We start from the raw sequence: 23,701 nt of genomic DNA, 5'->3' as shown, positions 1-23,701 counted from the left end.
GTGGAGTTTGTGATGGGTATCTGTCTGCTGCTGGCGGTCTTCATGCTGACAGGCCCTTTGGCGGGAATCTGGAAAGGTGCGGGAGGTACGGAGGTCTCCGGTGAGGGCGGGAAGCTGCCGGTCATTGTGCTGGACGCCGGACATGGGGGCGATGATCCAGGCAAGGTGGGCATCAACAACGCCCTGGAAAAAGAAATCAATCTGGCGGTCACCCTTAAGGTAAAAGAGCTTTTGGAGAACGAAGGAGTGGCAGAGAAGATCATTCTCACCAGGGAGGACGACAATGGTCTTTACGATTCCGGAGACAGCAATAAGAAGGTGGCGGATCTGAACAAGCGCTGCGAGATCATTGAAAAGAGTAAGGCGGATTTTGTGGTCAGCATCCATCAGAACAGCTACAGTGACGGAGCTATTCAGGGAGCGCAGGTCTTCTATTATAAAAGCTCCGAGAAAGGGAAACAGCTGGCGGAAGCTATCCAGAACAGCTTTAACCAGACGATCAGCAGCAATAAAAAACGTTCGGCCAAGGCTAACGGGGATTATTATATGCTGCTTCATGTGCCCTGCCCTATCGTTATCGCAGAATGTGGATTTTTAAGCAACTGGGACGAGGCGGAGAAGCTGACCTCGGAGGAATATCAGGAACAAGTAGCGGAAGCAGTATGTCAGGGAATTCTGAACTATTTGAAAGAGTAGTCTTTCCATTTTGAGGTAACGATGCTATACTAGAGATTATGATGATTACAAAAGTGGTAAAAATAGACGAATCCAATATAAGCCGGGAAGCTGTCCAGGAAGCGGGCCGCATCCTGGCGGGCGGAGGACTTGTGGCCTTTCCTACGGAGACGGTGTACGGCCTGGGGGCGAATGGGATGGATGCCAGAGCCGCGGCGAAGATATATGAGGCAAAAGGACGCCCTTCGGACAATCCGCTGATTCTCCATATCGCCCGTATGGAGGAGCTGGAACCTTTGGCGGCTGAGATACCGGAGGAAGCCAGAGCCCTGGCTTCGGCTTTTTGGCCCGGTCCCATGACGATGATATTAAAAAAGACGGCGGCTGTGCCGTATGAAACCACCGGCGGGCTGGAGACGGTGGCTGTTCGTATGCCCAGCCATCCTGTAGCAAACGGCATTATCTCGGCAGCCGGCGTGCCCATCGCGGCGCCCAGCGCCAATAAATCCGGCCGGCCGAGTCCCACGAAAGCATCCCATGTCATAGAAGATATGGACGGAAAGATTGATATGATCGTGGACGGCGGAGAGGTGGGAATCGGACTGGAATCTACTATTATAGATGTATCAGAAGGAATTCCTACGGTGCTGCGCCCCGGGTATATCACCATGGATATGATACGCCGGATTACCGGAAGGGCAGAACTGGATAAGGCCAGCATGGGACAGATGGCGCCGGGAGTCCACCCGAAGGCGCCGGGCATGAAATACCGGCATTATGCGCCGAAAGCGGAACTGACTATTTTTCGGGGCAGACCGGAGACTTCCGCGGCCGCTATCTCTGCGGCGCTGAAAAAGGCGGCTTCAGAGGGAAAAAAGGCTGGGGTCATCTGCACGGAAGAATCCATAGGGTTTTATGAAGCGCCTGTGAAAAAATGTGTGGGGTCCAGACGGGACCCGGAGACGATCGCGCATAATCTTTATGATGTGCTCCGGGCCTTTGACGAGGAACGGGTGGATTGTATATTTTCTGAAAGCTTTGAGGACAATTCTTTGAGCGGAGCGATCATGAACCGTCTGATCAAGGCGTCCGGCCACAGGATAGTGGAATGTCAGGAGTGATGGAATGGCAAGGGTGAAGAAAATTATTTTTGTCTGTACGGACAATACCTGCCTGAGCAATATGGCCGCGGCTGTATTTGAGGGCATCCGGGGAGAAAGAGAGATCAGCGTGGCTGCCAGGGGCCTGGTGGTCCTATTTCCGGAGCCCATCAACCAGAAAACCGTCGCAATCTTAAAAAGCCACCATCTGGAGCTTCTGGATGAGGAAGCAAAACCCCTGGAACGGAAGGATTTTATTCCGGGGACCCTGGTGCTGACCATGACTGCGGCTGAAAAGCATCAGGTCAAGGAGAGATTTCCGGAGATGCCCAATATTTTCACGCTGAGGGAGTTTACCGGCCAGGAAGGAGATATCGCGGAACCTTTGGGCGGTACTTTGGCCGATTATGGGGCATGCTATGAACATATAGACCTATTGACAAAAGTTGCAGCAGAAATAATATTCAAGGAGGAGACCGACAATGATAGCGTTGGGATGTGACCATGGAGGATATGAACTGAAGCAGGAGATCATCGCGTATTTGGAGAAGAATCATCTGGAATATAAGGATTTCGGATGTTTTGGCAGAGAAGCGGTGGATTATCCAGAATACGCGAAGCTGGTGGGCCATGCGGTGGCCGACGGAGAATGCGAAAAAGGGATTCTGATCTGCGGGACAGGCATCGGCATCTCGATCACTGCAAATAAGATCAAAGGAGTCCGCGCGGCCCTTTGTTCGGACTGCTTCAGTGCAGAAGCGACGAGACTTCATAACGATGCGAATATATTGGCGATGGGAGGCCGCGTAGTAGGTGCGGGGCTGGCGCTTAAGATCGTGGACATTTTCCTGAACACACCGTTTTCCGGCGATGAACGCCACGCCAGACGGATCAGCAAGATAGAAGACTGAGCTGGCAGACGGATGGTACTAAAGAAAGCGAGGTGTCGGGCATGACCGAGAAGCGGAAGGACTACATTTCGTGGGACGAGTATTTCATGGGGGTGGCAGAGCTTTCTGCCATGCGTTCCAAGGATCCCAGCACCCAGGTGGGCGCTTGTATCGTGAGCCAGGACAATAAGATTCTGTCCATGGGGTATAACGGGTTTCCGAAGGGCTGTTCCGACGATGAATTTCCCTGGGGAAAAGGATGTGAAGATCCCTATGACACGAAATATTTCTACAGTACGCACAGTGAGCTTAACGCCATTCTGAACTACCGCGGCGGCAGCTTGGAGGGCAGCAAGCTTTATGTGACATTGTTTCCGTGCAATGAATGTGCGAAAGCAATTATACAATGTGGTATTAAAATGATTATTTATGCGGATGATAAATATGGAGACACTCCGGCGGTGCGCGCGTCCAAGCGGATGCTTAAGTCGGCGGGCGTGGAACTGGTGCCCTATAAACGCACGGGAAGAAAACTGGAAGTTATGGTTTAGGAGACGGTCCAGAGGACTTTTTGTACGACAAATGGGGCTTTTTGTTCATTGAATCCAGGATTTTTAGATGATATAATGTTATGGTGTACACGGGAGCCGCAGGCTTCCTGCGGCAATGGAGGGGTGATCGCATGAAAAAAAGGCATCGGGAACTGGTGCGCTGCCTGGCTCTGGTGAGCCAGCTTGGCATTACCATGCTTACGCCGGTCATCCTGTGTGTGCTTTTAGGCGTATGGCTGGATAAAAAGTTTTCCACGTATTTTACTCTGCCGCTTCTGCTCCTTGGAATACTGGCCGGGGCAAGAAGCGCATACATCCTGGCCAAGAAAGCGGTCAGGCCGGATGAAGAGGACGGCGAGGAGGAAGACGATGATTAAATATGCCGGCCAGGTGGTCAAAGAGGTGATCCTAGGTATATTTCTCTGGGGCATACTGGGGTTTGCCGTGATCTTGATATTTTGGGGAGCGCAGGCCAGGATACTTTTAGGCTTTCTATTGGGAGTCCTGATGGCGGCCGGTTATTTCCTTCATATGAGCGTCACCTTGGAGACTTCCATTGATATGATGGAGGAAAAGACTGCGAAGAATCATGCATTCCGGTCTTATATAATACGGGTTGCTGTCGGGGCCTTCGTTCTTCTGGCCGCCTGGAGCTCAGGCTGGTTTGATATGCTGGCAATCCTGGCAGGTCTGTTCACACTTAAACTGGGCGTATATTTGAGGCCGCTTATCCACAAGGCTTTCTGCCGTTTCGGAAAAGGCTTGGATTCCGAAGGCTGAAGGATAGAAAGAAAAACCTACTTTAATAAGAAAGGGGTGAGAGCATGAGAATGATTCTTTGTGAAGCGGATTTTGCCATCCATGGGCTGGTGAGCTATGAGCTGTTTGGACATACGTTCTGGCTTACGACTACCCATGTGTCGATGATAATCGTGACAGTCGTCATATTGATATTTGCTTTTGCAGCCAACCGCTGTATGAAGAAAGCGAAGGAAGTCCCGACCGGTTTCCAGAACGCGGTGGAAACGATAGTGGAAATGCTGGGGAAAATGGTCAGCACCAATATGAAAAAACCGAAAAAGTTCCTGAACTATATCGGTACTTTGTTTTTGTTCATATTGATCTGCAACCTTTCCGGGCTGCTGGGGCTCCGGGGGCCGACGGCTGATTACGGCGTGACACTTTGTCTGGGTCTGATAACATTTGTACTGATTCAGTACAACGGGATCAAATGTCAGAGAGCAGGACATTTCAAAGCGCTGTTTGAGCCAATACCTTTGTTTTTTCCGATCAATCTGATAGGCGAGATCGCAACACCGATATCATTGTCATTGCGTCTGTTTGCCAATATGCTGGCCGGAACCATCATAATGGCGCTGTGGTATGGTATCATACCGATAGTAATTGCAAAGCTGGGAATACCAGCGTTTCTGCACGCATATCTGGATCTGTTTTCCGGATGTATCCAGACCTATGTGTTCTGCATGCTGACTATGGTGTATGTGGACGATAAAATGTGAGAGCAGAAAGAACGAAAAATCAAAAGTTATGAGAATCAAAACATTGAAGGAGGATTTATTATGATTACAGGACAGGATTTAATCTATGCGTGTTCAGCAATTGGCGCTGGTCTGGCGATGATCGCCGGTATAGGACCTGGTGTTGGACAGGGAATCGCGGCCGGACATGCGGCGGCGGCAGTTGGCCGTAATCCGGGAGCGAAGGGCGATATCACGACCACCATGCTTCTCGGACAGGCAGTAGCGGAGACTACGGGTCTTTACGGCCTCGTAGTCGCATTTATCCTGATGTTCGTGAAACCTTTCTAAATAAAGAGGATAAGAGACTCCATTCAGGGAGTGGAAGAAAGGAGGCGGAACATTGGGAGCGATATTGGCAGCGGGAAACTTTCTGGCGGCCAGCGGGGAAGAGTATACCAGGATTCTGGGGCTTGACCTTCAGCTGATCCATGACGCTCTGCTTTTGGGCGTCAATATTTTCATCCTGTTTTTCGCCTTGTCATATCTGCTTTTTAACCCGGTACGCAATATGCTGGAGAAGCGTTCGGAGAAGATCCGGACGGACCTGGATACTGCCGCGGCGGACAAAAAGACAGCGGCGGAGCTGAAGACCGAGTATGAAGCAAAGATAAAGGATATCGACAAGGAAGCAGAGGCGATTCTGGCGGAGGCCAGAAAGAAGGCATTGAAACGGGAAGAAGAAATTCTGGAAAACGCCAAAGCAGAATCAGCCCGCATTATTGAAAGGGCCGGCCGCGAGGCGGAGCTGGAGAAGAAGAAGGCTCTGGATGATATGAAGCAGGAAATGATAACCATTGCGTCCATGATGGCCGTCAAGGCCGTGAAGGCGTCCATGGATGTGAAGATCCAGGATGAGCTGATAGACAGGACGTTAAAGGAAATAGGTGATGACACATGGCAAAGCTGATTTCAAAGATATATGGCGAAGCGCTTTTTGAAACAGCCCTGGATGTGAAAAATGTGGATGGACTGTATGCGGAAGCGGAAGCTGTCCGGGAGATTCTTTCGGATAATCCGAAGCTTCTGAAGCTGTTCAATCATCCGAATATCATCAAGGAAGAGAAGCTTGAGGTGATGGAGTCCGTATTTAAGGGCCGTGTATCGGCAGAGATGACGGGATTTCTAAGAGTAGTTATTGAAAAAGGGCGTCAGAATGAGCTGGATGCGGTTCTTTCCTATTTTATCGGCAAAGTGAAGGAATATAAGAATATAGGAATCGCTTTTGTGACCTCGGCGGCGCCGCTTTCCGATGCACAGAAAAAACAGATTGAACAGAAATTGCTGGAAACCACTAAGTATGAAGAGTTTGAGATGAATTTTTACATTGATGAGAGCCTTATTGGCGGACTTGTCATTCGGATTGGCGACCGCGTGGTGGACAGCAGTGTCAAGAGCAGGCTGTATGAGCTGAAAAAAGAGCTCATGAAGATTCAGCTGGGCTGAGAGGCCTGTGATCATAACTATAGAAAGAAGGTGCGAAAGCTCCATGAATTTAAGACCGGAAGAAATCAGCTCCGTCATCAAAGAGCAGATTGAGAGATATTCCTCACGCCTGGAGGTGTCCGATGTGGGCACGGTCATCCAGGTCGCAGACGGAATCGCACGTATCCATGGCCTTGAAAAAGCAATGCAGGGCGAGCTTCTGGAATTTCCGGGGGAAGTTTATGGCATGGTCCTCAATCTGGAAGAGGACAATGTGGGCGCCGTGCTTCTGGGGGACCAGAGAAACATTGCGGAAGGGGATACAGTAAAGACCACTGGCAGGGTAGTTGAAGTGCCTGTGGGAGACGGAATGCTGGGGCGTGTCGTGAATGCCCTTGGCCAGCCTATCGATGGGAAGGGCCCTATCCATGCGGACAGATACCGACAGATAGAGCGTGTGGCGCCGGGCGTTATCACCAGGAAATCGGTGGATACCCCTCTTCAGACAGGGATCAAGGCCATTGACGCCATGGTGCCCATCGGAAGAGGACAGCGTGAGTTGATCATTGGGGACAGGCAGACGGGCAAGACCGCTCTTGCCATTGATACCATCATCAACCAAAGGGGAAAAGGCGTAAACTGCATCTACGTGGCGATCGGGCAGAAGGCTTCTACAGTTGCGGGAATCGTGAAGACCCTGGAAGAATATCAGGCCATGGATTATACCACAGTAGTGGCGGCGACGGCCAGCGAAATGGCTCCGTTACAGTATATTGCGCCATACTCCGGCTGCGCCATCGGCGAGGAATGGATGGAAGCCGGCAAAGATGTGCTGGTGGTATATGACGACTTGTCGAAGCATGCGACGGCATACCGTACGCTTTCCCTGCTTCTGCGCAGGCCGCCGGGACGAGAAGCCTATCCCGGCGATGTGTTTTATCTGCACTCCAGGCTTCTGGAGCGGGCGGCCAGGCTGTCCGACGAACTGGGAGGAGGCTCCCTCACGGCGCTTCCCATTATTGAAACTCAGGCCGGTGACGTATCGGCGTATATTCCTACGAATGTAATCTCCATTACCGACGGCCAGATTTATCTGGAAACGGAAATGTTCAACGCGGGATTCCGTCCCGCTATCAATGCGGGACTTTCTGTGTCCCGGGTAGGCGGTGCGGCGCAGATCAAGGCAATCAAGAAGATCGCAGCGCCCATCCGTGTGGAGCTGGCCCAGTTCCGTGAGCTGGCGGCGTTCTCCCAGTTCGGTTCTGAGCTGGATGCGGACACCAAGGAAAAACTGGCCCAGGGCGAGCGTATCCGAGAAGTTCTTAAGCAGCCTCAGTATCAGCCCATGGGCGTAGAATATCAGGTGATCATTATTTATGCCGCAACTAAGAAATATCTGCTGGATATCCCGGTGGACGAGATTCTGCGTTTTGAAAAAGGATTGTTTGAATTTGTAGATACAAAATATCCGGAGCTTCCTGAAGCGATCCGAAGGGAGAAGGCACTTTCCCCGGAACTGGAGGAAAAACTGGCCACGGCTGTTTCTGAATTCAAAGAACAGTTTGAACTGAGGTGATTTTATGGCTACAATGCGCGAGATCAAGAGAAGGAAATCCAGTATCCAGAGCACTCAGCAGATTACCAATGCAATGAAACTGGTATCTACGGTTAAGCTGCAGAAATCCAGGGTTAAGGCGGAGAACACGCGTCCTTATTTTGATCTGACCTACAGCACGGTCTGTTCGATCCTGGCCCATACTCAGAATGTGCGTCATCCCTATCTGCAGAAGGGAATCTCAGATAAACAGGCGGTCATCGCCATCACCTCCAACCGGGGGCTGGCCGGGGGCTATAATTCCAACATTGTGAAGGAAGTTGACGGAAACACGGATTTGGAAATGGGACGGGTGAAGCTGTATGCCATCGGCCGCAAAGGCAGGGATGCCCTTGTGAGAAGAGGATATGAGCTTACCAGGGATTATTCAGATGTGATCGAGGAGCCTTCTTATGCGGATGCCGCGGCCATAGGCCGGGCGGTCCTGGAAGCTTATCAAAGCGGTGAGGTCGGTGAAATCTACCTGGCTTATACGGCATTCAAGAACACGGTCAGCCATGAACCCAAGCTCATTAAGCTGCTTCCTATAGAGCTTTCAGAGGAAGAGTTGGCTGCGGGGCAGGCGGTTTCAGAGGACAGGGAGTGTCCGATGAATTATGACGGGGATGAGGAAGAGGTCTTAAATGCCCTGATTCCCGGCTATGTATATAATCTGATCTACGGCGGAATGCTGGAATCCATAGCCAGCGAGAACGGTGCGAGAATGCAGGCCATGGATTCTGCGACGAGCAACGCGGAGGAAATGATAGATAAGCTGTCCCTGCAGTATAACCGGGCGAGACAGTCCTCTATCACGCAGGAGCTGACCGAGATCATCGCCGGCGCAGAGGCTCTGAACTGAGAAAGCGGCGGTCAGAAAAATGCGCTGCGGGATGCAAAAATTTAGGAAAAGGAGTGAACAAGGAATGCCAGAGACGAATATCGGCAGAATCACCCAGATCATCAGTGCCGTCCTGGATATCAAGTTCAGTGAAGGAAAACTCCCCGACATCAATGAGGCGATCAAGGTACGGAGGAGTGACGGGACGGATCTGACTGTGGAAGTATCCCAGCATCTGGGCGATGATACGGTCAGGTGCATTGCCATGGGCTCAACGGACGGACTTGTCCGCGGCATGGAGGCGGCGGCCACAGGCGGCCCTATCACGGTGCCCGTGGGAGAAAATACTCTTGGAAGGATTTTTAATGTTCTGGGAGAACCCATTGATAATAAAGAAGCTCCTAAAACGGAGGAACGCCTTCCCATTCACAGGAAAGCGCCTTCCTTCGAGGAGCAGGCGACAGATACGGAGATTCTGGAGACGGGCATCAAAGTAGTAGACCTTCTCTGCCCTTACCAAAAAGGCGGGAAGATTGGCCTTTTCGGAGGCGCCGGGGTGGGAAAGACGGTACTGATCCAGGAGCTGATTCGGAATATCGCGACGGAACACGGAGGATATTCTGTTTTCACCGGCGTGGGCGAGCGTACCCGTGAGGGCAACGATCTGTATTACGAGATGCAGGAATCAGGGGTAATCAATAAGACCACCATGGTCTTCGGCCAGATGAACGAGCCACCGGGAGCCAGGATGAGAGTGGGGCTGACCGGCCTAACCATGGCGGAATATTTCAGAGATAAGGGCGGCAAGGATGTCCTGCTGTTCATTGACAATATTTTCCGTTTCACACAGGCAGGCTCCGAGGTATCGGCGCTTCTTGGCCGTATGCCGTCGGCCGTGGGCTATCAGCCTACGCTGCAGACGGAGATGGGTGCTCTTCAGGAGCGTATCACTTCCACGAAGAGCGGTTCTATTACTTCCGTACAGGCCGTTTATGTGCCGGCCGATGACCTGACCGATCCGGCGCCGGCTACTACCTTCGCTCATTTGGACGCTACTACCGTACTCTCCCGTTCCATCGTGGAGCTTGGCATATATCCGGCCGTGGATCCTCTGGAATCCACGTCCAGAATTTTAGATCCCCGTATTGTGGGAGAAGAGCATTATGCAGTAGCCCGAGGGGTACAGGAGATTCTGCAGAAATACAATGAGCTGCAGGATATCATCGCAATCCTGGGTATGGATGAATTGTCCGAGGAAGAGAAGCTGACTGTGTCCAGAGCAAGGAAGGTGCAGAGATTCCTATCGCAGCCGTTCTTTGTGGCCGGCCAGTTTACCGGTCTGGAAGGACGCTATGTGCCGCTTTCCGAAACCATTCAGGGCTTCAGGGAGATCATCGAAGGCAAATATGACGATATCCCCGAGAGCCATTTCCTCAACGCGGGCAACATTGACGACGTACTGGCTCGTGTTAATTAAGGGGGTGTTCCGGTGGCAGACGAGAAATTATTTGACCTTCGGGTGATCACGCCCGACAGGGTGTTCTATGAGGATAAGGTAGAAATGGTAGAGATGAATACCAAAGAGGGGGCCATTGGCGTCTATAAGAAGCATGTGCCTACCACCTGTATCCTGTCCCCGGGCATTCTTATTATCCACCGGCCAGGAGGAGAAAAGAAAAAGGCGGCGCTCCACGGAGGCTTTGCGGAAATCCTCAAGGATAAGGTGACGGTCCTCGCTGAGGCGGCGGAATGGCCGGAGGAAATCGATCTGGAGCGGGCCAAGAAAGCGAAAGAACGGGCAGAGGAGCGCATCCAGTCTAAGGGAGGCGAAATGGATGTGATCAGAGCGGAGATGGCCCTTCGCCGCGCTCTGGCCAGAATAAATGCGGCAAAATAAGTAACAAGGCTTTGGCCGCCGGCAGTGAGCCGGCTGGCCGGAGCTTTTTAATATAATGGGAAATGTTCCACGCAGGATACACACTTTGTTATATGAAAAGAAAGGAAGGGAGATCATGGAATACCGTGAACTTGGAAAGACAGGTCTGAAGGTTTCAAGAGTAGGGTTTGGAGGGCTTCCGCTGCAGAGGGTGGATGCTGCGGAGACGAAAAAGATCGTGAAAAGCCTTTTGGACACGGGGGTGAACTTCATTGATACGGCAAGGGCCTATTCGGTCAGTGAAGGATTTCTGGGAGAGGCCCTGGAGGGAGTGCGGGAAAAATTTGTCCTTGCGACGAAGAGCATGGCCCGGACAAAAGAAGAGATGGAGAGAGATATCGATATCAGTTTAAAGAATCTCCGGACCGGATATATCGACCTTTACCAGATACATAATCCCAATATGGAACAGCTGGAGGCCGTCATGGCAGAAGGCGGTGCTTTGGAAGCTCTGGAGGAGGCCAGAAGGGCGGGAAAGATCGGTCATATCGGGGTGACGGCCCACTCACCCAAGGTGTTTGAAAAAGCTCTTGATCTTCCCTGGGCGGAGACTATCATGTTTCCCTACAATGTGGTCGAACGCCAGGGAGAGGAATATATCCGAGCATGTCAGGAGAAAAACATTGGCTTTATTGCCATGAAGCCCATGGCAGGCGGGAATATTGAAGACGGTTCCCTGGCTGTGAGATTCATCTTACGAAATCCGGCGGTGACGGTGGCGATACCGGGTATGGCTGCGGTCAGCGAGGTCGAGGAAAACGCGGCGGCGGCCGATGACCATACGCCTCTCAGCGAACGGGAGAAAGAGGAGATGGCGGCCCTTGAAAAGGAATTGGGGACCCAGTTCTGCCGGCGCTGCAATTACTGCGCGCCTTGTACGGCAGGAATCGCCATTCCTAATGTGTTTTTATTTGCAGGATATCTGAGGCGGTATGATCTGGCGGCGTGGTCAAAATCCAGATACGACAGCCAGGCCGTAAAGGCTGACGCCTGTGTGGACTGCGGAGTCTGCGAAGAACGCTGTCCTTACCATCTTCCGATCCGGGAGATGCTCAAACAGGCCCATACGGCGCTGGAAGCTGTGGGGAAAGACGAAAAGTAAACAGAAGAATTGAGAGAATTTTATGAAGACTAGACGAAGGATAACAATTTGGAGAGGCTTATTGCTGGCCCTTTCCATGATTCTGCTGATCGGCACGTTGAACGCCTGCGGGAAACAAGAAACCACATACGCAGGAAGCCCCTTGGCGGATGCTCAGGTACAAGACAGCCGGACAGAAGCAGATCTGACTGTCCACTACCTGGACGTGGGACAGGGAAGCGCCGCTCTTTTGGAATCGGACGGACGTTATGTACTGATAGACGGGGGCGTCAATGAATATTCGTCATTTGTAGTCAGCTACCTGAAAAAGCAGGGAGTAGAGACATTGGACTATGTCGTGATCACGCATTATGACGCGGATCATCTGGCCGGCGTCATCGGTGTGCTTCATCAGTTTTCTGTAAATCAAGTATTGTCCGCGGATTACGAGGCCGATACAAAGCTCTATCGCTCTTATACGGAGATCATGGAGGAAAGATCCGTTCCGGAGCAGCATCCCCAGATCGGGGAGACCTACACGTTTGGCTCCGCCCTTATTCGAATAACCGGTCCGGTTAAATATGACTACGAAGATGAGAATGATAATTCCGTCAGCGCCGTGGTGTCAGCCGGGAGCAATAAATTTTTCTTCGGGGGAGATATGGGGGAAGCTTCGGAAACAGACCTGCTGGAAGCAGGGGTCGATGTGGAGGCGGATGTATATCTGGTCAACCATCACGGATCGGATACCGCAACTACAGAAGCCTTTTTAGAAGCGGTGGACCCCTCGGCGGCAGTCATCAGCTGCGGTTTGGGGAATTCTTATGGACATCCCAGGGAAGCGGTACTGAACAGGCTGTCCGAGCAAGGAGCAGAGATTTATCGGACAGATATCCAGGGGACACTTATTGTCCGCAGCGACGGAAGAGAGATTATTTTTGATCAGAAGCCTGAAAAAGCAGAGACGGAGACGAGAGAGACAGAGGAATATGTCCTGAATACTAACACGAAGAAATTTCATTTGCCGGACTGCGGCAGTGTGGAAGACATGAAGGAGAAAAACAAGAGGTCCTTTGTGGGAAGCCGGCAGGAGGTCCTGGACGAGGGGTACAGCCCATGTGGGAACTGCAGGCCGTAAAATCTTCTTTAATTATGAAAACCTCAGTGATTAATGTGTTTTGGTCGCAGAGGTTTTCTTTTTTTTATAGTTTTTTCTTTTGTGAACTTTTTGTGAAATCAGCACGCAAGGGTTGACAGCACTTATAATAAGTGTTATATTACACATAGAACATAAGGAACAAGAAAGATTTCCAAATGTTCAGACATCGTTGGTGTAAGAATACCATGATATAGAAAAGAATGGAGGAATGAATTATGTTGATGCCGAGTGTTTTTGGAGAAAATTTATTTGATGAAATGATGGAGTTCCCTTGGGGAAACGATTTCTTTGGAAGGCGCAATCCTCTGTATGGGAAGAACGAAAAAAATCTGATGAAGACGGACGTGAAGGAAACAGACGGCAGTTATGAGGTAGCGATCGATCTTCCAGGATTTAAGAAAGAAGATGTGTCGGCTGCTTTGGAAAATGGTTATCTGACGATTCAGGCGGTGAAAGGCCTGGATAAAGAGGAAAAAGATAAAGAGGGAAAATACATCCGCCGCGAACGTTATGCGGGCAGCTGTTCCAGAAGCTTTTATGTGGGAGACAAGGTAAAAGAAGAAGATATTCAGGCCAGATTTGAAGACGGAATCCTGAAGCTTTCCGTACCGAAAAAGAATGAGGCCATTGAAGAGAAAAAAGGTTATATTGCCATCGAGGGATGATGCTTCATTCCTCTTAACATAGATGTGAAAACAGGAAGCCCCCTCCGGAAGAATCGGAGAGGGCTTCTTATTTTTACACATCATATATCAGCGCCGCCGAGCTTTTTCAGTTCTCCGGGACGGTCCTCCGGTAGGCTTCATAATCCTCCTGCCATTTTTCATATCCGGACTGACCACGGTGGTCAGGGAGGCGGTAATTCTGAGAGAGATACTCTCCGAGCGAAACGGTCACTTTTCGGGCTCCGCTGTAATTCAGATGAGTCGTATCCCTGGTGTCTGTCTGCCAGTCAATACCTGTTTTCTCCAGAGCGGCGTTATAATCCAGAAAGAGAATTCCGTGGCTGCCGGCAAACGCAGAGACGGCCTTGTGCTTTGCCATGCTCCAGCCGTTGGGAGAAGGGATGCTGAGAAGCAAAAGCTTTACGTGGTGTTTTCGGCAGAGTGATACGATACGGTTCAAATAGAACAGCTGAGTGGGGTCCAGCGGGGCGGACGCTCCCGTATCGGCCATGTAATCGCCGGAATATGGAGTGATTTCTGTCCGGTAGGAGTAGCCGTGCATTTCAGGGACCCAGGAATAGTCTTTTGGGGAAATAAAATCATGGGCTTTTAAATCTTTAAAGCGGTTATGAAACCGGATGGAGGGAAACCACGATTCCATCATGGTCTTTAAGGAATTTTCAGCGGCCGCAATACCGCTCCCCTGATAAAGCGTATCCGTTTCCAGAATGACAAGCTTTGGTTTTTGACAGGAGAGGATCTCTTTCAGCGCCCGGTAGGATTGGCTGGCGTCATGCCAGGCACCGCCGGAGGTATAACAGGTATAGCCGTAATTTCCCCACAGCTCCGGCACTGCGATACCTTCAGAAGCGTTGCTGTCCCCGATGACCGCTGTATCCAGTGTGTTTTTGGGAAGCCCGTAGAAGCCTCCGTAGTCATAAGTGCCCAGATGAGTATTGTCCTTGGGGGCCAGGATATCACCCGCGGCGGTCAAAAGAAGAAAAAGGATACAGAGAAAGGAAATGGAGCGGATAATATACCGTACCGCCGGATGTCGTTTCATTATAGGGTTCCTCCTCTTTCTTTATTTTATCTCACTTGGTTTTATCAAAAATGGGCATATATGAAGTCCACCGCTGCATAACCGGTGCCGTAAGCTCCCAAAATCAGTACAGAAAAGATTCCGGAATAATATATGGCCCAGCGCACAGGAAGCGGGAGAGCGGCTATTTCCCCACGCAGGTTTTTTCCGCGTTCCTTCAGGTGTCCTGCGGCAGCCATGATGATCAGACCCGCGGAAAGAACAATCAGGTCGGCTCCGTCACATCCCATTCGCAATATCGATCCGTCGGTGAGGACGGACAGAGAAAAGCCGCGGAATATGGAGAAGACCATTTTAATACCTGTTTTCAGGCTGGCGGCCCGGAAGAGAAGCATCCCGATCACGACGATGCTGAAAGTGCGTATCCTCTGAAAACCGCGGTATGCCCGACCGTTTTTGCCGATACCAAGGCGGCCGGGAATATTCCGGAACAGAGGATCTAACAGAGTTCCAAGGCTCAGGAGGAAGAAGTAGTATAGGCCGTAAAAAATATATTTCCAGCTGGCACCATGCCACATGCCGTTTCCAAACCAAACCAGGAACAGAGCGCAGGTGACGGGGAACCATTTTGCCAGATGGGCCGGGAGGCGTTTCCTTGCCCATTGGGACAGGCGTTTGAAAGGACGGGACAGAGATACGCCGTAAAAAACATAGTCACGCAGCCAGGAGCCGAGAGAGATATGCCATCTCTGCCAAAATTCATTGATGGAACGGGATGAAAACGGATGGCGGAAATTTTCAGCCAGCTGGATTCCAAAAATCTGCGCGCTGCCGGCGGCAATATCCATGCATCCGGAAAACTCAGCATAGAGCTGAAGCGTATACAGGAGCGCCGCCGCAAGCACATAAAAGCCATGATAATTCTGCCAGCTTTCAAACACAGTATTTACGAACATATTGGCACGGTCCGCGATGACAAGCTTTTTAAAAAGTCCCCATAAAATGAGCTGGAGGCCGCCTGTTATATTTTCGTAAGAAAAAGGGTGGCCTTCATAAACCTGAGTCCCCAGCTGATCATAACGAGCGATCGGTCCTTCCATTATGTGGGGAAAGAAGCACATATACAGAAGGAAGCGCCCGAAATTACGGTCGGCGGGATATTTTCCCCTGGAGACGTCAATGAGATAGGAAGCGGCCTGAAGGGTATAAAAGGAAATACCCATGGGGAGGAGCAGAGACAAAATGGGCAGTTTTCCTCCGGACGACAGCCGCCCCAGCAGCAGATTCACATTCCGGCTGAAAAAATTAAAATATTTAAAGAAAAATAAAAGGCCGAATAAAAGAAGAAGGCTCCCCCAAAGAAGCCTCTTTTTCTTTTTTTTCTCTCTGCCACCCAGGCGATTCATTAAGAGGGCGGCGGAGTAGACGATCAACGTGGACAGCAAAAGGAAAAAAGGGAGGGAACCGTTTCCAAGCAGGTAAAATAAAAAGCTGGAGGCCAGAAGGACCAGGAAGCGGAAACGCAGGGGAATCAGATAATAGAGGAGAGTGGTGCAGGGCAGAAAGCACAGCAGATACAGCCCGGTGGAATACGACATGATGCCTGTCCTCCTTTTTGATGATTTCCGCGGGTCATTATCTGGCGGCGTTCAGCCGAAGTATCATCTCATAGATCGCATTGGCGGACTGAAAGTTCTCCGGCACGATTTCCAGGGGGGTGACCTCCACATGAAAATGTTCTTCAATATCCATGGCCAGGGACATGATGTCCACAGAATCCAGGATATGGCTGTCAATGAGACTTATCTCATTTGTAAAGTCTACTCCCGGCTTCATGCTCTCTAAAATCGAGATCAGACGGGAAATGCCGGGGAGTTCAGTTTCTGCTTCAGCGTTTTTGGAAGAAGCCTCTTTTTTATGAAATAACATAATAATCTCATCCTTTCTGATAAGCTCTGCGCAGAGCCAGACGGTCTATTTTTCCGTTGGCGTTGTGGGGAAGACATTTTAAGTGAAATAGTCTGGAAGGAAGCATGTAGCGGGGGAGCCTCTTGGACAATGCGTGCCGCAGCGCCTCTTCCTCCACCCTGCCTTCATAGAAAAGGCACAGGTCTCCGTTTTTCTCATCGTAGATACAGGCGCAGCATTTGATATCCCTCAAGGTATCTGCAGCGGCTTCTATTTCTCCAAGCTCGATTCGGTATCCCATCCGCTTGATCTGGGAGTCCTTCCGGCCGATATATAAAAGCTCGCCCCGTTCATTATAACGGACCAGGTCCCCGGTTTTATAGATCAATTCCGGGTAATAGGGATTTAAAGGGTTCTGAACAAAGGCTTTTGCCGTTTTTTCCGGATCATTGTAATATCCCATGGCGAGGAAAGAACCACGGACGCACAGCTCTCCTTCTTCACCGGGTGCGGCTTCTCTGCCTTTATCAGTCAGGACCAGAAGGCCGCAGTTATCGCAGGCCCTTCCAATGGGAATGCTTTCTCCGTCATTAAAATAACGGTTCACTTCGTAAAAGGAACAGATATCAGTGACCTCAGTAGGGCCGTAGAGGTTGGCAAAATACGCATCCGGCAGATAAGAACGCCACAGGTTCAGATGCTTGACGGGCATGACTTCTCCCGCAAACAGTATCTTTCTGAGCTCAGGGACCTGGACGCAATCCAGGGCTTTCCATCCAGTTACAAGACAGAGTGCGGAAGGAACCCAGTATATAGTGTTGATATGGCAGCTGCGGATGTATTCCAGCAGACGGACGGGAAAAGCAAAAAGCTTCCGCGGGATCAGGCAGACGGAAGAACCTGCCCGCAGAGCGCCGTAGATATCCAATACCGACATGCTGAAATAAAGAGGAGCCTGGTTCCCAAATATTGTTTCGGAATCGATATGGAAAGTGCCGGCCACCCACTGGCTGTAGGCGAGGATGCTCCTGTGGCAGACCACAGTGCCCTTGGGAAGGCCTGTGGAACCGGAAGTGAACAGGGCATACGCGGCGTCTGTATCAATGGAACGGGACCGAACAGTGGACAGTCCCTGATGGTCTGCAGGCGTGTCCACAATATCCTCATAAAAATATACTGGACCGGTAAAAGCCAGAGGCTCCAGATGTTCTTTACAGGATTGCTCTGTCAGGATGGCCGCGGGCGATAAAATACGAAAGATTTTTTCAATTCTGTCAGCCGGCATATCCGGATCCATTACCACATAGAAAGCGCCGCTGTACAGGATGCCGAACATGGCTGATATACAGCGGGTGCTTTTATCCATGAGAATGACAACAGGCTTCCGCTCGGCAGAAAGAGACAAGAGCGCACTGCCTATGGCCTGGGATTCCTGTAAAAGCGACCGATAAGAAACAGTGCGCTCTTCATCAAAAAAAGCAGTATGGCGGGGAGCCTGCTTGGCTGCTTGTTCCAATAATTCCAGGACATTTTTCACGGTTTTGGTCTCCTTGTTTTTATTTTCATGTTCTGTTTTACTTCTTAAATGTGAGGGAATTGTGTCTGGAACCATAAGAATTTATTAGAATTTTTATAGAAAATTCATAAATGTCGATTTTTGCGAAAAATGCAGAAGGCTGTGAAGAGAAGAGTTGACGGATAAAATCCAAATAACTATAATGGGTAACAGAAACTCTGTGTTCCGAGAAATGCGTTATTATAAATGAAAAGGTGAGTTACGTGAAATTTGCAAAGAGGATGGAGCAATTTGGTGAAGGCGTTTTTTCCACGCTGATGGAACTTAAGGACAGGCGTCTTTCGGAAGGGAAGAACGTAATCGATATGAGCGTAGGGGCTCCGAACATTCCGCCTGCTGACCATATAATCGACGCACTAGTGGAGGCGTCAAAGGATAAACGGAATTATATCTATGCGATCAAGGATCTGGAGGAGCTTAAAGAAGCTGTGGCTCTATGGTATCGGAGGCGTTATCAGGTTGAGCTGGACCCGGATACGGAGATTGTGTCTTTATTAGGCTCCCAGGATGGTCTCGCCCACATCGCGCTTTCCATCCTGGACGAGGGCGATCTTATGCTGGTGCCGGATCCCTGTTATCCAGTATTTGCCGACGGCCCCAGGATAGCAGGAGCGGAACTGTATCTCATGCCCCAGAGGAAGGAAAAGGGGTATGTCATAGACTTGTCTGAGATTCCGGAGGAGACAGCCAGACGGGCAAGATTTATGCTGATCTCTTACCCAAACAATCCCACGACAGTGTTGGCGCCGGATTCTTTTTATGAAGAGGCTGTTGCTTTCGCGAAAAAGTATGATATCATAGTGCTTCATGACAATGCTTACAGTGAACTTGTATTTGACGGCGCTTCCTGCGGAAGCTTTCTTCAATATCCCGGGGCGAAGGAAATAGGTGTGGAATTCAATTCTCTGTCTAAAACATATGGGCTGGCAGGCGCCAGGATCGGCTTCTGCGTGGGGAACAAAGAGGTAGTAAGAAACCTCGCGACTTTGAAATCCAATATGGATTATGGAATGTTCCTTCCTATACAAAAGGCGGCAGTGGCTGCCCTGACCGGTGATCAGTCTTGCGTGGAGGCGGCCAGAGCGGCTTATGAGAGACGCCGGGACCTTCTCTGCGACGGTCTGAGCTCCATTGGCTGGAAGGTGGAGCGGTGTCCGGCCACGATGTTTGTCTGGGCGGATATCCCGGAAAAATATGACAGCTCAGAGGCCTTTGTAAGAGATTTGGCGGAAAAGGCGGGAGTCATCGCCACGCCCGGCAGCGCGTTTGGTCCATCAGGAGAAGGGCATGTCCGATTTGCACTCGTGCAGGATGAGGATAAGATAAACGAGGCTGTGGCCGCCATCAAAGAAAGTGGAATCCTTGAATGAAATGTCTGCTGATCGCGATCAATGCAAAATACATACATTCCAATCTGGCGGTCTATAGTCTGAAAGCCTGTGCGGAAAAGGAAGGCCTGGTGGCAGAGCTTGCGGAGTATACCATCAACCACAGGGCTTCTGAGATTCTGGATGATATTTATATGAGAAAAGCGGATATGCTCTGCTTCTCTTGCTATATCTGGAACATAGAATATGTAAAGTCCCTGGTAAAGGACCTGAAAAAGCTCAGTCCGGAGATTCCCATATGGCTGGGAGGACCGGAGGTATCCTTTGAATGTGAAGAACGGCTCAGAGAGATTCCTGAGGCCGATGGGATTTTGTACGGAGAAGGGGAAAGAAGCTTTCCGGGACTCTTGGAGCACTGCTTCAGGGGAGGTCCCCTGCCCTCCGGATGTGTGTTCCGCGGGCCGGGAAAAAAGATTGGCTTCACAGAACCGGCGGAACCTGTGGATATGGACGATCTCCCTTTTGTCTATGAGGATATAAAGGAATTTGAAAACCGTATCGTTTACTACGAAACGAGCAGAGGCTGTCCGTTTTCCTGCAGCTACTGCCTCTCTTCTGTGGATAAGAGGCTGCGGTTCCGCTCTCTGTTCCTGGTGGAGCGGGAACTGGCTTTTTTTCTGGCTAATAAAGTGCCCCAGGTGAAATTTGTGGACAGGACGTTTAACTGCAGGAAACCTCATGCCATGGCCGTCTGGAGATATATCCGGGACCATGACAACGGAGTCACAAATTTTCATTTTGAAATAGCTGCTGATCTTTTGGATGAAGAGGAATTGTTCTTGATCAGGACCATGAGGCCCGGGCTGATCCAGCTGGAAATCGGCGTGCAGTCGGTGAACCCCAGCACCATATGCGCTATCCGCCGGAAGACGGATCTGGAAAGAGTCAGAAGCATTGTAAATGGTATAAAAGACGGAAGGAATGTCCATCAGCATCTGGATCTGATCGCAGGGCTTCCCTGGGAGGATTATGAGAGCTTCGGACATTCGTTTGACGAGGTCTATTCCATGGGGCCCAGCCAGCTCCAGCTGGGGTTCCTGAAAGTGCTGAAAGGATCCCCCATGTATTACGATGCGGAAAAATACCATATTCTGTATCAGGCCGAAGCGCCCTTTGAGGTACTGTCCACAGCCTGGCTTTCTCATGAGGATATCATTCGCCTGAAGGAAGTGGAGCAGATGGTGGAAATCTATTATAACAGCTGTCAGTTCCGGAATGCCATGGAGGCGCTGTCGGCGCTCTTTGAGAGCCCGTTCCGGATGTATGAGATGCTTGGAAGGGAATACAGGCTTCGGGGGATGGACAAGAAAAAGCATGTAAGGGCTGTTTTGTATCAGTTTCTCCTGGAATTTATATCGGAACGCTTTGAAGCGGAGACAGAACGGTTCCGTCAGATTCTGACTTTGGATTATTATCTCAGAGAATATGCAAAGCGCCGTCCCGATTTTGCTGTTCCGGAGGAGAAATACCGGGAACTCATTCGGAGACGATGCGAGGCATGTTTTCCTGACGTTCCGGTGAAGCAGCTGCTCCGGGAAAAGCACGTGGAACGGTTTATTCCGCCTTTCACGGAAAAAGAGGAGTATTGGCTGTTTGACTATAAGAAAAGGGACCCCCTGACGGGAAATGCAGAGGTTTTTATACTGCATGGGCCGGAGAAAGGAAGGGAAGAATTATGACAGAAAAAGAACGGGTGAGCCAGATTCTGGCTTTGCTTGATGAACATTATACCAGAGAATATAAATGCTATCTCAATCATGAGAATGCGTGGCAGCTTTTGATTGCCGTTATTCTCAGCGCCCAGTGCACCGATGCCCGTGTGAATATTGTCACGGAAAAGCTGTTTCGGAAATATGACAGCCTGGAAAAGTTCGCTGGGGCGGATCTTAAGGAGCTGGAACAGGATATCCATTCCACCGGATTTTATCATAACAAGGCGAAGAATATCATCGCCTGTGCGAAAAGGCTGATTGAAAAATACGGCGGAGAAGTGCCAGGCAGCATAGAAGATCTGACTTCTTTGGCCGGGGTGGGAAGAAAGACGGCTAATGTGATTCGCGGGAACATATATAATGAACCAAGTATTGTGGTGGATACTCACGTAAAGCGGATATCGAAGAAGCTTGGATTTGTGAAGTCGGAAGAGCCGGAAAAGATAGAGTATGAGCTGATGGAGGTCCTGCCGAAAGACCACTGGATCCTTTATAATATCCAGATCATCACACACGGACGCGGTATATGTCCGGCGAGGAACCCTCAGTGCGGCAGCTGCTTTTTAAACCATCTATGTCCGGCTGCGGAAGTGAGCATATCAGAAAAGAAAAAAAACAAGACTGTTCAGGAGGGAAAATAATATGATGAATGTGAAGAAACAGAAGGCAAAACGTATCATAGTAGGGGTGGTGGCGGTCCTGCTGGTTCTGGGAATGGTAATCCCAATGGTACTCGCCGCCATTTTATGAAAATTATTGCAATACTTTTAAGATTCTATGACTATGCTTGAAAATCCCAAAACTTATGTTACAATGGATAAGTCATTATAGGACAGCTATAGTTCTGTGTTGAAAAGAAAGGGAAGCAGTTTATGAAAAAGAAATGTGCATTGTTGCTGGTCCTGGTCCTTCTTGCCAGTCTGCTGGTATCTGGGATGGCTTATGCCACCGGAGAGAATGGGGAGACAGAAGAATCCGATTCTCAGGAGGAGACGAGCGCCCCCGAAGAGACGGCCGCAGAGACAACGCCTGAAGAGACCACGGCAGACCCCAAAGAAGCGTTGAAGGAAGCGATGGAAAAAAGTCCGCTGGGTGCGGATGCTGTGATCGCTGACGGCGTATATATTGATGATGTAGATGTCAGCGGTATGACCGCCGACCAGGCCATGGAAGCCGTATTGACGCACATGGAGGAGTTGGGGCAGAAGATTCTGACCCTCACTCTGGAAGGGGCAGACGACGTGGCTCCTATTCAGGTGCCGATCGCCCAGCTGGGACTTAAAGCGGACGGAATATCTGAAATGGTGATGGAAGCGGTGACTCTGGGAAAGAGCGGAAATCTGATCGTCCGGTATAAATCCAAAAAGGATCTGGAACAGAGTAATCAGAAATATGACCTGGCGTTTTCAATCGATGAAAATATGGTGAAGAGCTTTGTGACGGAACAGACGGCCGGCTTGGCTGTGGAGCCTGTCAACGCAGAGCTTGAACGCAGCGGAAGCGGGTTCAACGTGACCCAGAGCCAGTCCGGGATCGAGGTAAATGCGGATACGACGGCGGCTTCTATCATGAGTGCTTTAAAGAATTGGAATAAGGAAGATGTCACAGTGGCCGCTGCCGCTCAGGTGAAGCAGCCTGCCAGGACCACAGAAATGCTTTCACAGGTCCAGGATGTCATCGGTGAATTCGCCACCTCTTACAGTGGCGGCACCGGATCGGGCAGAGGAAAGAACTTAAAGACAGGAATCCGTCTGACGGACGCGGTGCTTCTGATGCCCGGTGAGAGCTGGTCCATGCATGACGCGCTGGTACCGTTTTCGGCGGAAAATGGATACGATCCCGCAATCGCTTACAATAACGGCGAATATGAACAGAGTTATGGAGGAGGTATCTGCCAGCTGGCGACTACGCTTTATAACGCTGCTTTGAAAGCGGAGATTTATGTCTCTAAACGGTATAATCACTCCATGATCGTCGGATACACAGATGTCGGCCTGGACGCTACGATTAATGACAGTGGTTCCAAGGACTTGGAGCTGACCAATGATTTTGATTTTCCAATTTATATCGAGGCTTATCTTGGCGGCGGTGAGGTAGGATACCGAATCTGGGGCAAGGAGACCCGTCCGGCCAACAGGACGCTTAAATTTTATGGTATCTATGTGGAAAAAGAGGATTCAGGTGAGCAAGTGACCATAGACCCTTCTCTGGCGCCTGGCCAGGAGGTCGTGGATCAGGCGACTGCTTATCCGAAGGCGACCGCTCAGGCGTTCAAGGAGATTTATGTGGACGGCGTCCTTCAGGAGAAGATTCTGCTTCATACGGATAAGTACAGGGCTTCACCGAGAAAAGTGAGAAGAGGACCGGATGCAGCACCTACCGAGGCGCCGACTGCAGCACCTACCGAGGCACCGACCACTCCTACGGAAGCGCCTACAGAAGCTCCGCCTACAGCGCCTACAGAACCTCCGACCACTCCGGCACCGACCACCGAGGCGCCTGCGCCTTCGGAGAATCCGACTGCGGAGTCATGAAACCGTGCGAGAATCCTGATGCAATCTGATTTTAATTGTGCTATACTAAAGAGGCCCCGTTCCTTGAATGAACGGAGGCCTCTTTT

General features: G+C 50.4%; 26 protein-coding genes. 22 read left to right on the top strand and 4 right to left on the bottom strand.

Features of this window, described 5'->3' with window-relative positions; all coding sequences use genetic code 11:
- Positions 1 to 12 precede the first annotated feature (12 nt).
- The 18 genes from LQE92_RS11155 to LQE92_RS11070 all read left to right on the top strand — a co-directional run bounded on the left by LQE92_RS11155 (position 13) and on the right by LQE92_RS11070 (position 13,455).
- Complete coding sequence (locus LQE92_RS11155) at positions 13 to 696, top strand: N-acetylmuramoyl-L-alanine amidase (RefSeq protein ID WP_408611457.1); 684 nt, start codon at positions 13 to 15, stop codon at positions 694 to 696.
- Positions 697 to 737: 41 nt separating this feature from the next.
- On the top strand, positions 738 to 1,796 hold the full coding sequence (locus LQE92_RS11150) for an L-threonylcarbamoyladenylate synthase (protein WP_231063118.1): 1,059 nt from the start codon (positions 738 to 740) through the stop codon (positions 1,794 to 1,796).
- A gap of 4 nt (positions 1,797 to 1,800) precedes the next feature.
- The gene (locus LQE92_RS11145) at positions 1,801 to 2,277 is read left to right on the top strand and encodes an arsenate reductase/protein-tyrosine-phosphatase family protein (RefSeq protein ID WP_231063036.1); all 477 of its coding nucleotides are present in this window, start codon (positions 1,801 to 1,803) and stop codon (positions 2,275 to 2,277) included.
- Positions 2,258 to 2,686, top strand: a complete 429-nt coding sequence (rpiB, locus tag LQE92_RS11140; RefSeq protein WP_231063035.1) for a ribose 5-phosphate isomerase B — start codon at positions 2,258 to 2,260, stop codon at positions 2,684 to 2,686. Before LQE92_RS11145 ends, rpiB begins: the two co-directional genes overlap by 20 nt.
- A gap of 41 nt (positions 2,687 to 2,727) precedes the next feature.
- Entirely contained in the window at positions 2,728 to 3,216 is a 489-nt protein-coding gene (locus LQE92_RS11135; RefSeq protein ID WP_231063034.1) for a deoxycytidylate deaminase, read from the top strand.
- A gap of 131 nt (positions 3,217 to 3,347) precedes the next feature.
- A complete protein-coding gene (locus LQE92_RS11130) occupies positions 3,348 to 3,593 on the top strand; it encodes an AtpZ/AtpI family protein (protein ID WP_231063033.1) in 246 nt (81 codons plus the stop codon).
- Positions 3,586 to 3,996 (top strand): ATP synthase subunit I, encoded by a 411-nt coding sequence (locus LQE92_RS11125; RefSeq protein WP_231063032.1) that lies wholly within the window; start codon positions 3,586 to 3,588, stop codon positions 3,994 to 3,996. The genes LQE92_RS11130 and LQE92_RS11125 overlap by 8 nt, the downstream gene beginning before the upstream one ends.
- 44 nt (positions 3,997 to 4,040) lie before the next feature.
- Entirely contained in the window at positions 4,041 to 4,736 is a 696-nt protein-coding gene (gene atpB, locus LQE92_RS11120) for a F0F1 ATP synthase subunit A (RefSeq protein ID WP_331001286.1), read from the top strand.
- Between the two features lie 57 nt (positions 4,737 to 4,793).
- On the top strand, positions 4,794 to 5,045 hold the full coding sequence (atpE, locus tag LQE92_RS11115) for an ATP synthase F0 subunit C (protein WP_231063116.1): 252 nt from the start codon (positions 4,794 to 4,796) through the stop codon (positions 5,043 to 5,045).
- 52 nt (positions 5,046 to 5,097) lie between these two features.
- Entirely contained in the window at positions 5,098 to 5,664 is a 567-nt protein-coding gene (gene atpF, locus LQE92_RS11110) for a F0F1 ATP synthase subunit B (protein ID WP_231063031.1), read from the top strand.
- On the top strand, positions 5,652 to 6,200 hold the full coding sequence (gene atpH / locus LQE92_RS11105) for an ATP synthase F1 subunit delta (RefSeq protein WP_231063030.1): 549 nt from the start codon (positions 5,652 to 5,654) through the stop codon (positions 6,198 to 6,200). Before atpF ends, atpH begins: the two co-directional genes overlap by 13 nt.
- Positions 6,201 to 6,243: 43 nt before the next feature.
- Positions 6,244 to 7,755, top strand: coding sequence for a F0F1 ATP synthase subunit alpha (gene atpA / locus LQE92_RS11100; RefSeq protein WP_231063029.1), 1,512 nt, complete (start codon positions 6,244 to 6,246; stop codon positions 7,753 to 7,755).
- Between the two features lie 4 nt (positions 7,756 to 7,759).
- Positions 7,760 to 8,635, top strand: a complete 876-nt coding sequence (gene atpG, locus LQE92_RS11095; RefSeq protein WP_231063028.1) for an ATP synthase F1 subunit gamma — start codon at positions 7,760 to 7,762, stop codon at positions 8,633 to 8,635.
- Positions 8,636 to 8,699: 64 nt separating this feature from the next.
- The gene (gene atpD / locus LQE92_RS11090) at positions 8,700 to 10,091 is read left to right on the top strand and encodes a F0F1 ATP synthase subunit beta (protein WP_231063027.1); all 1,392 of its coding nucleotides are present in this window, start codon (positions 8,700 to 8,702) and stop codon (positions 10,089 to 10,091) included.
- Between the two features lie 12 nt (positions 10,092 to 10,103).
- On the top strand, positions 10,104 to 10,511 hold the full coding sequence (atpC, locus tag LQE92_RS11085) for an ATP synthase F1 subunit epsilon (RefSeq protein ID WP_231063026.1): 408 nt from the start codon (positions 10,104 to 10,106) through the stop codon (positions 10,509 to 10,511).
- A 115-nt stretch (positions 10,512 to 10,626) separates the two neighbouring features.
- A complete protein-coding gene (locus LQE92_RS11080; RefSeq protein WP_231063025.1) occupies positions 10,627 to 11,652 on the top strand; it encodes an aldo/keto reductase in 1,026 nt (341 codons plus the stop codon).
- A 22-nt stretch (positions 11,653 to 11,674) separates the two neighbouring features.
- Entirely contained in the window at positions 11,675 to 12,769 is a 1,095-nt protein-coding gene (locus tag LQE92_RS11075) for a ComEC/Rec2 family competence protein (RefSeq protein ID WP_231063024.1), read from the top strand.
- 236 nt (positions 12,770 to 13,005) lie between these two features.
- Complete coding sequence (locus LQE92_RS11070) at positions 13,006 to 13,455, top strand: Hsp20/alpha crystallin family protein (RefSeq protein WP_231063023.1); 450 nt, start codon at positions 13,006 to 13,008, stop codon at positions 13,453 to 13,455.
- Positions 13,456 to 13,561: 106 nt separating this feature from the next.
- Here the strand turns inward: LQE92_RS11070 and LQE92_RS11065 are convergent, their stop codons facing one another.
- The 4 genes from LQE92_RS11065 to LQE92_RS11050 are packed head-to-tail and all read right to left on the bottom strand — an operon-like array spanning position 13,562 to position 17,942.
- Positions 13,562 to 14,518 carry a hypothetical protein gene (locus LQE92_RS11065; RefSeq protein ID WP_231063022.1) on the bottom strand — a complete coding sequence of 319 codons (957 nt, stop codon included), beginning with the start codon at positions 14,516 to 14,518 and terminating at the stop codon, positions 13,562 to 13,564.
- 44 nt (positions 14,519 to 14,562) lie between these two features.
- Positions 14,563 to 16,095: an MBOAT family O-acyltransferase gene (locus tag LQE92_RS11060; protein ID WP_231063021.1), complete on the bottom strand. Its 1,533-nt coding sequence runs from the start codon at positions 16,093 to 16,095 to the stop codon at positions 14,563 to 14,565.
- 37 nt (positions 16,096 to 16,132) lie between these two features.
- Entirely contained in the window at positions 16,133 to 16,426 is a 294-nt protein-coding gene (locus LQE92_RS11055; protein WP_231063020.1) for an acyl carrier protein, read from the bottom strand.
- A 7-nt stretch (positions 16,427 to 16,433) separates the two neighbouring features.
- Positions 16,434 to 17,942: an amino acid adenylation domain-containing protein gene (locus LQE92_RS11050; protein ID WP_231063019.1), complete on the bottom strand. Its 1,509-nt coding sequence runs from the start codon at positions 17,940 to 17,942 to the stop codon at positions 16,434 to 16,436.
- A 242-nt stretch (positions 17,943 to 18,184) separates the two neighbouring features.
- Here LQE92_RS11050 and LQE92_RS11045 point away from each other — a divergent pair, with 242 nt between their 5' ends.
- The 4 genes from LQE92_RS11045 to LQE92_RS11030 all read left to right on the top strand — a co-directional run bounded on the left by LQE92_RS11045 (position 18,185) and on the right by LQE92_RS11030 (position 23,615).
- Positions 18,185 to 19,351, top strand: coding sequence for an aminotransferase class I/II-fold pyridoxal phosphate-dependent enzyme (locus LQE92_RS11045; RefSeq protein ID WP_231063018.1), 1,167 nt, complete (start codon positions 18,185 to 18,187; stop codon positions 19,349 to 19,351).
- Positions 19,348 to 21,048, top strand: coding sequence for a B12-binding domain-containing radical SAM protein (locus tag LQE92_RS11040; RefSeq protein ID WP_231063017.1), 1,701 nt, complete (start codon positions 19,348 to 19,350; stop codon positions 21,046 to 21,048). Before LQE92_RS11045 ends, LQE92_RS11040 begins: the two co-directional genes overlap by 4 nt.
- Entirely contained in the window at positions 21,045 to 21,722 is a 678-nt protein-coding gene (gene nth, locus LQE92_RS11035) for an endonuclease III (protein ID WP_231063016.1), read from the top strand. The genes LQE92_RS11040 and nth overlap by 4 nt, the downstream gene beginning before the upstream one ends.
- Positions 21,723 to 21,953: 231 nt before the next feature.
- Complete coding sequence (locus LQE92_RS11030; protein WP_231063015.1) at positions 21,954 to 23,615, top strand: VanW family protein; 1,662 nt, start codon at positions 21,954 to 21,956, stop codon at positions 23,613 to 23,615.
- The last annotated feature ends 86 nt before the right edge of the window (positions 23,616 to 23,701 follow it).

It is taken from the genome of Lientehia hominis (genome assembly GCF_021044755.1).
GTDB lineage: Bacteria > Bacillota > Clostridia > Lachnospirales > Lachnospiraceae > Lientehia > Lientehia hominis.
This window is presented reverse-complemented; position numbering and strand designations above follow the sequence as displayed.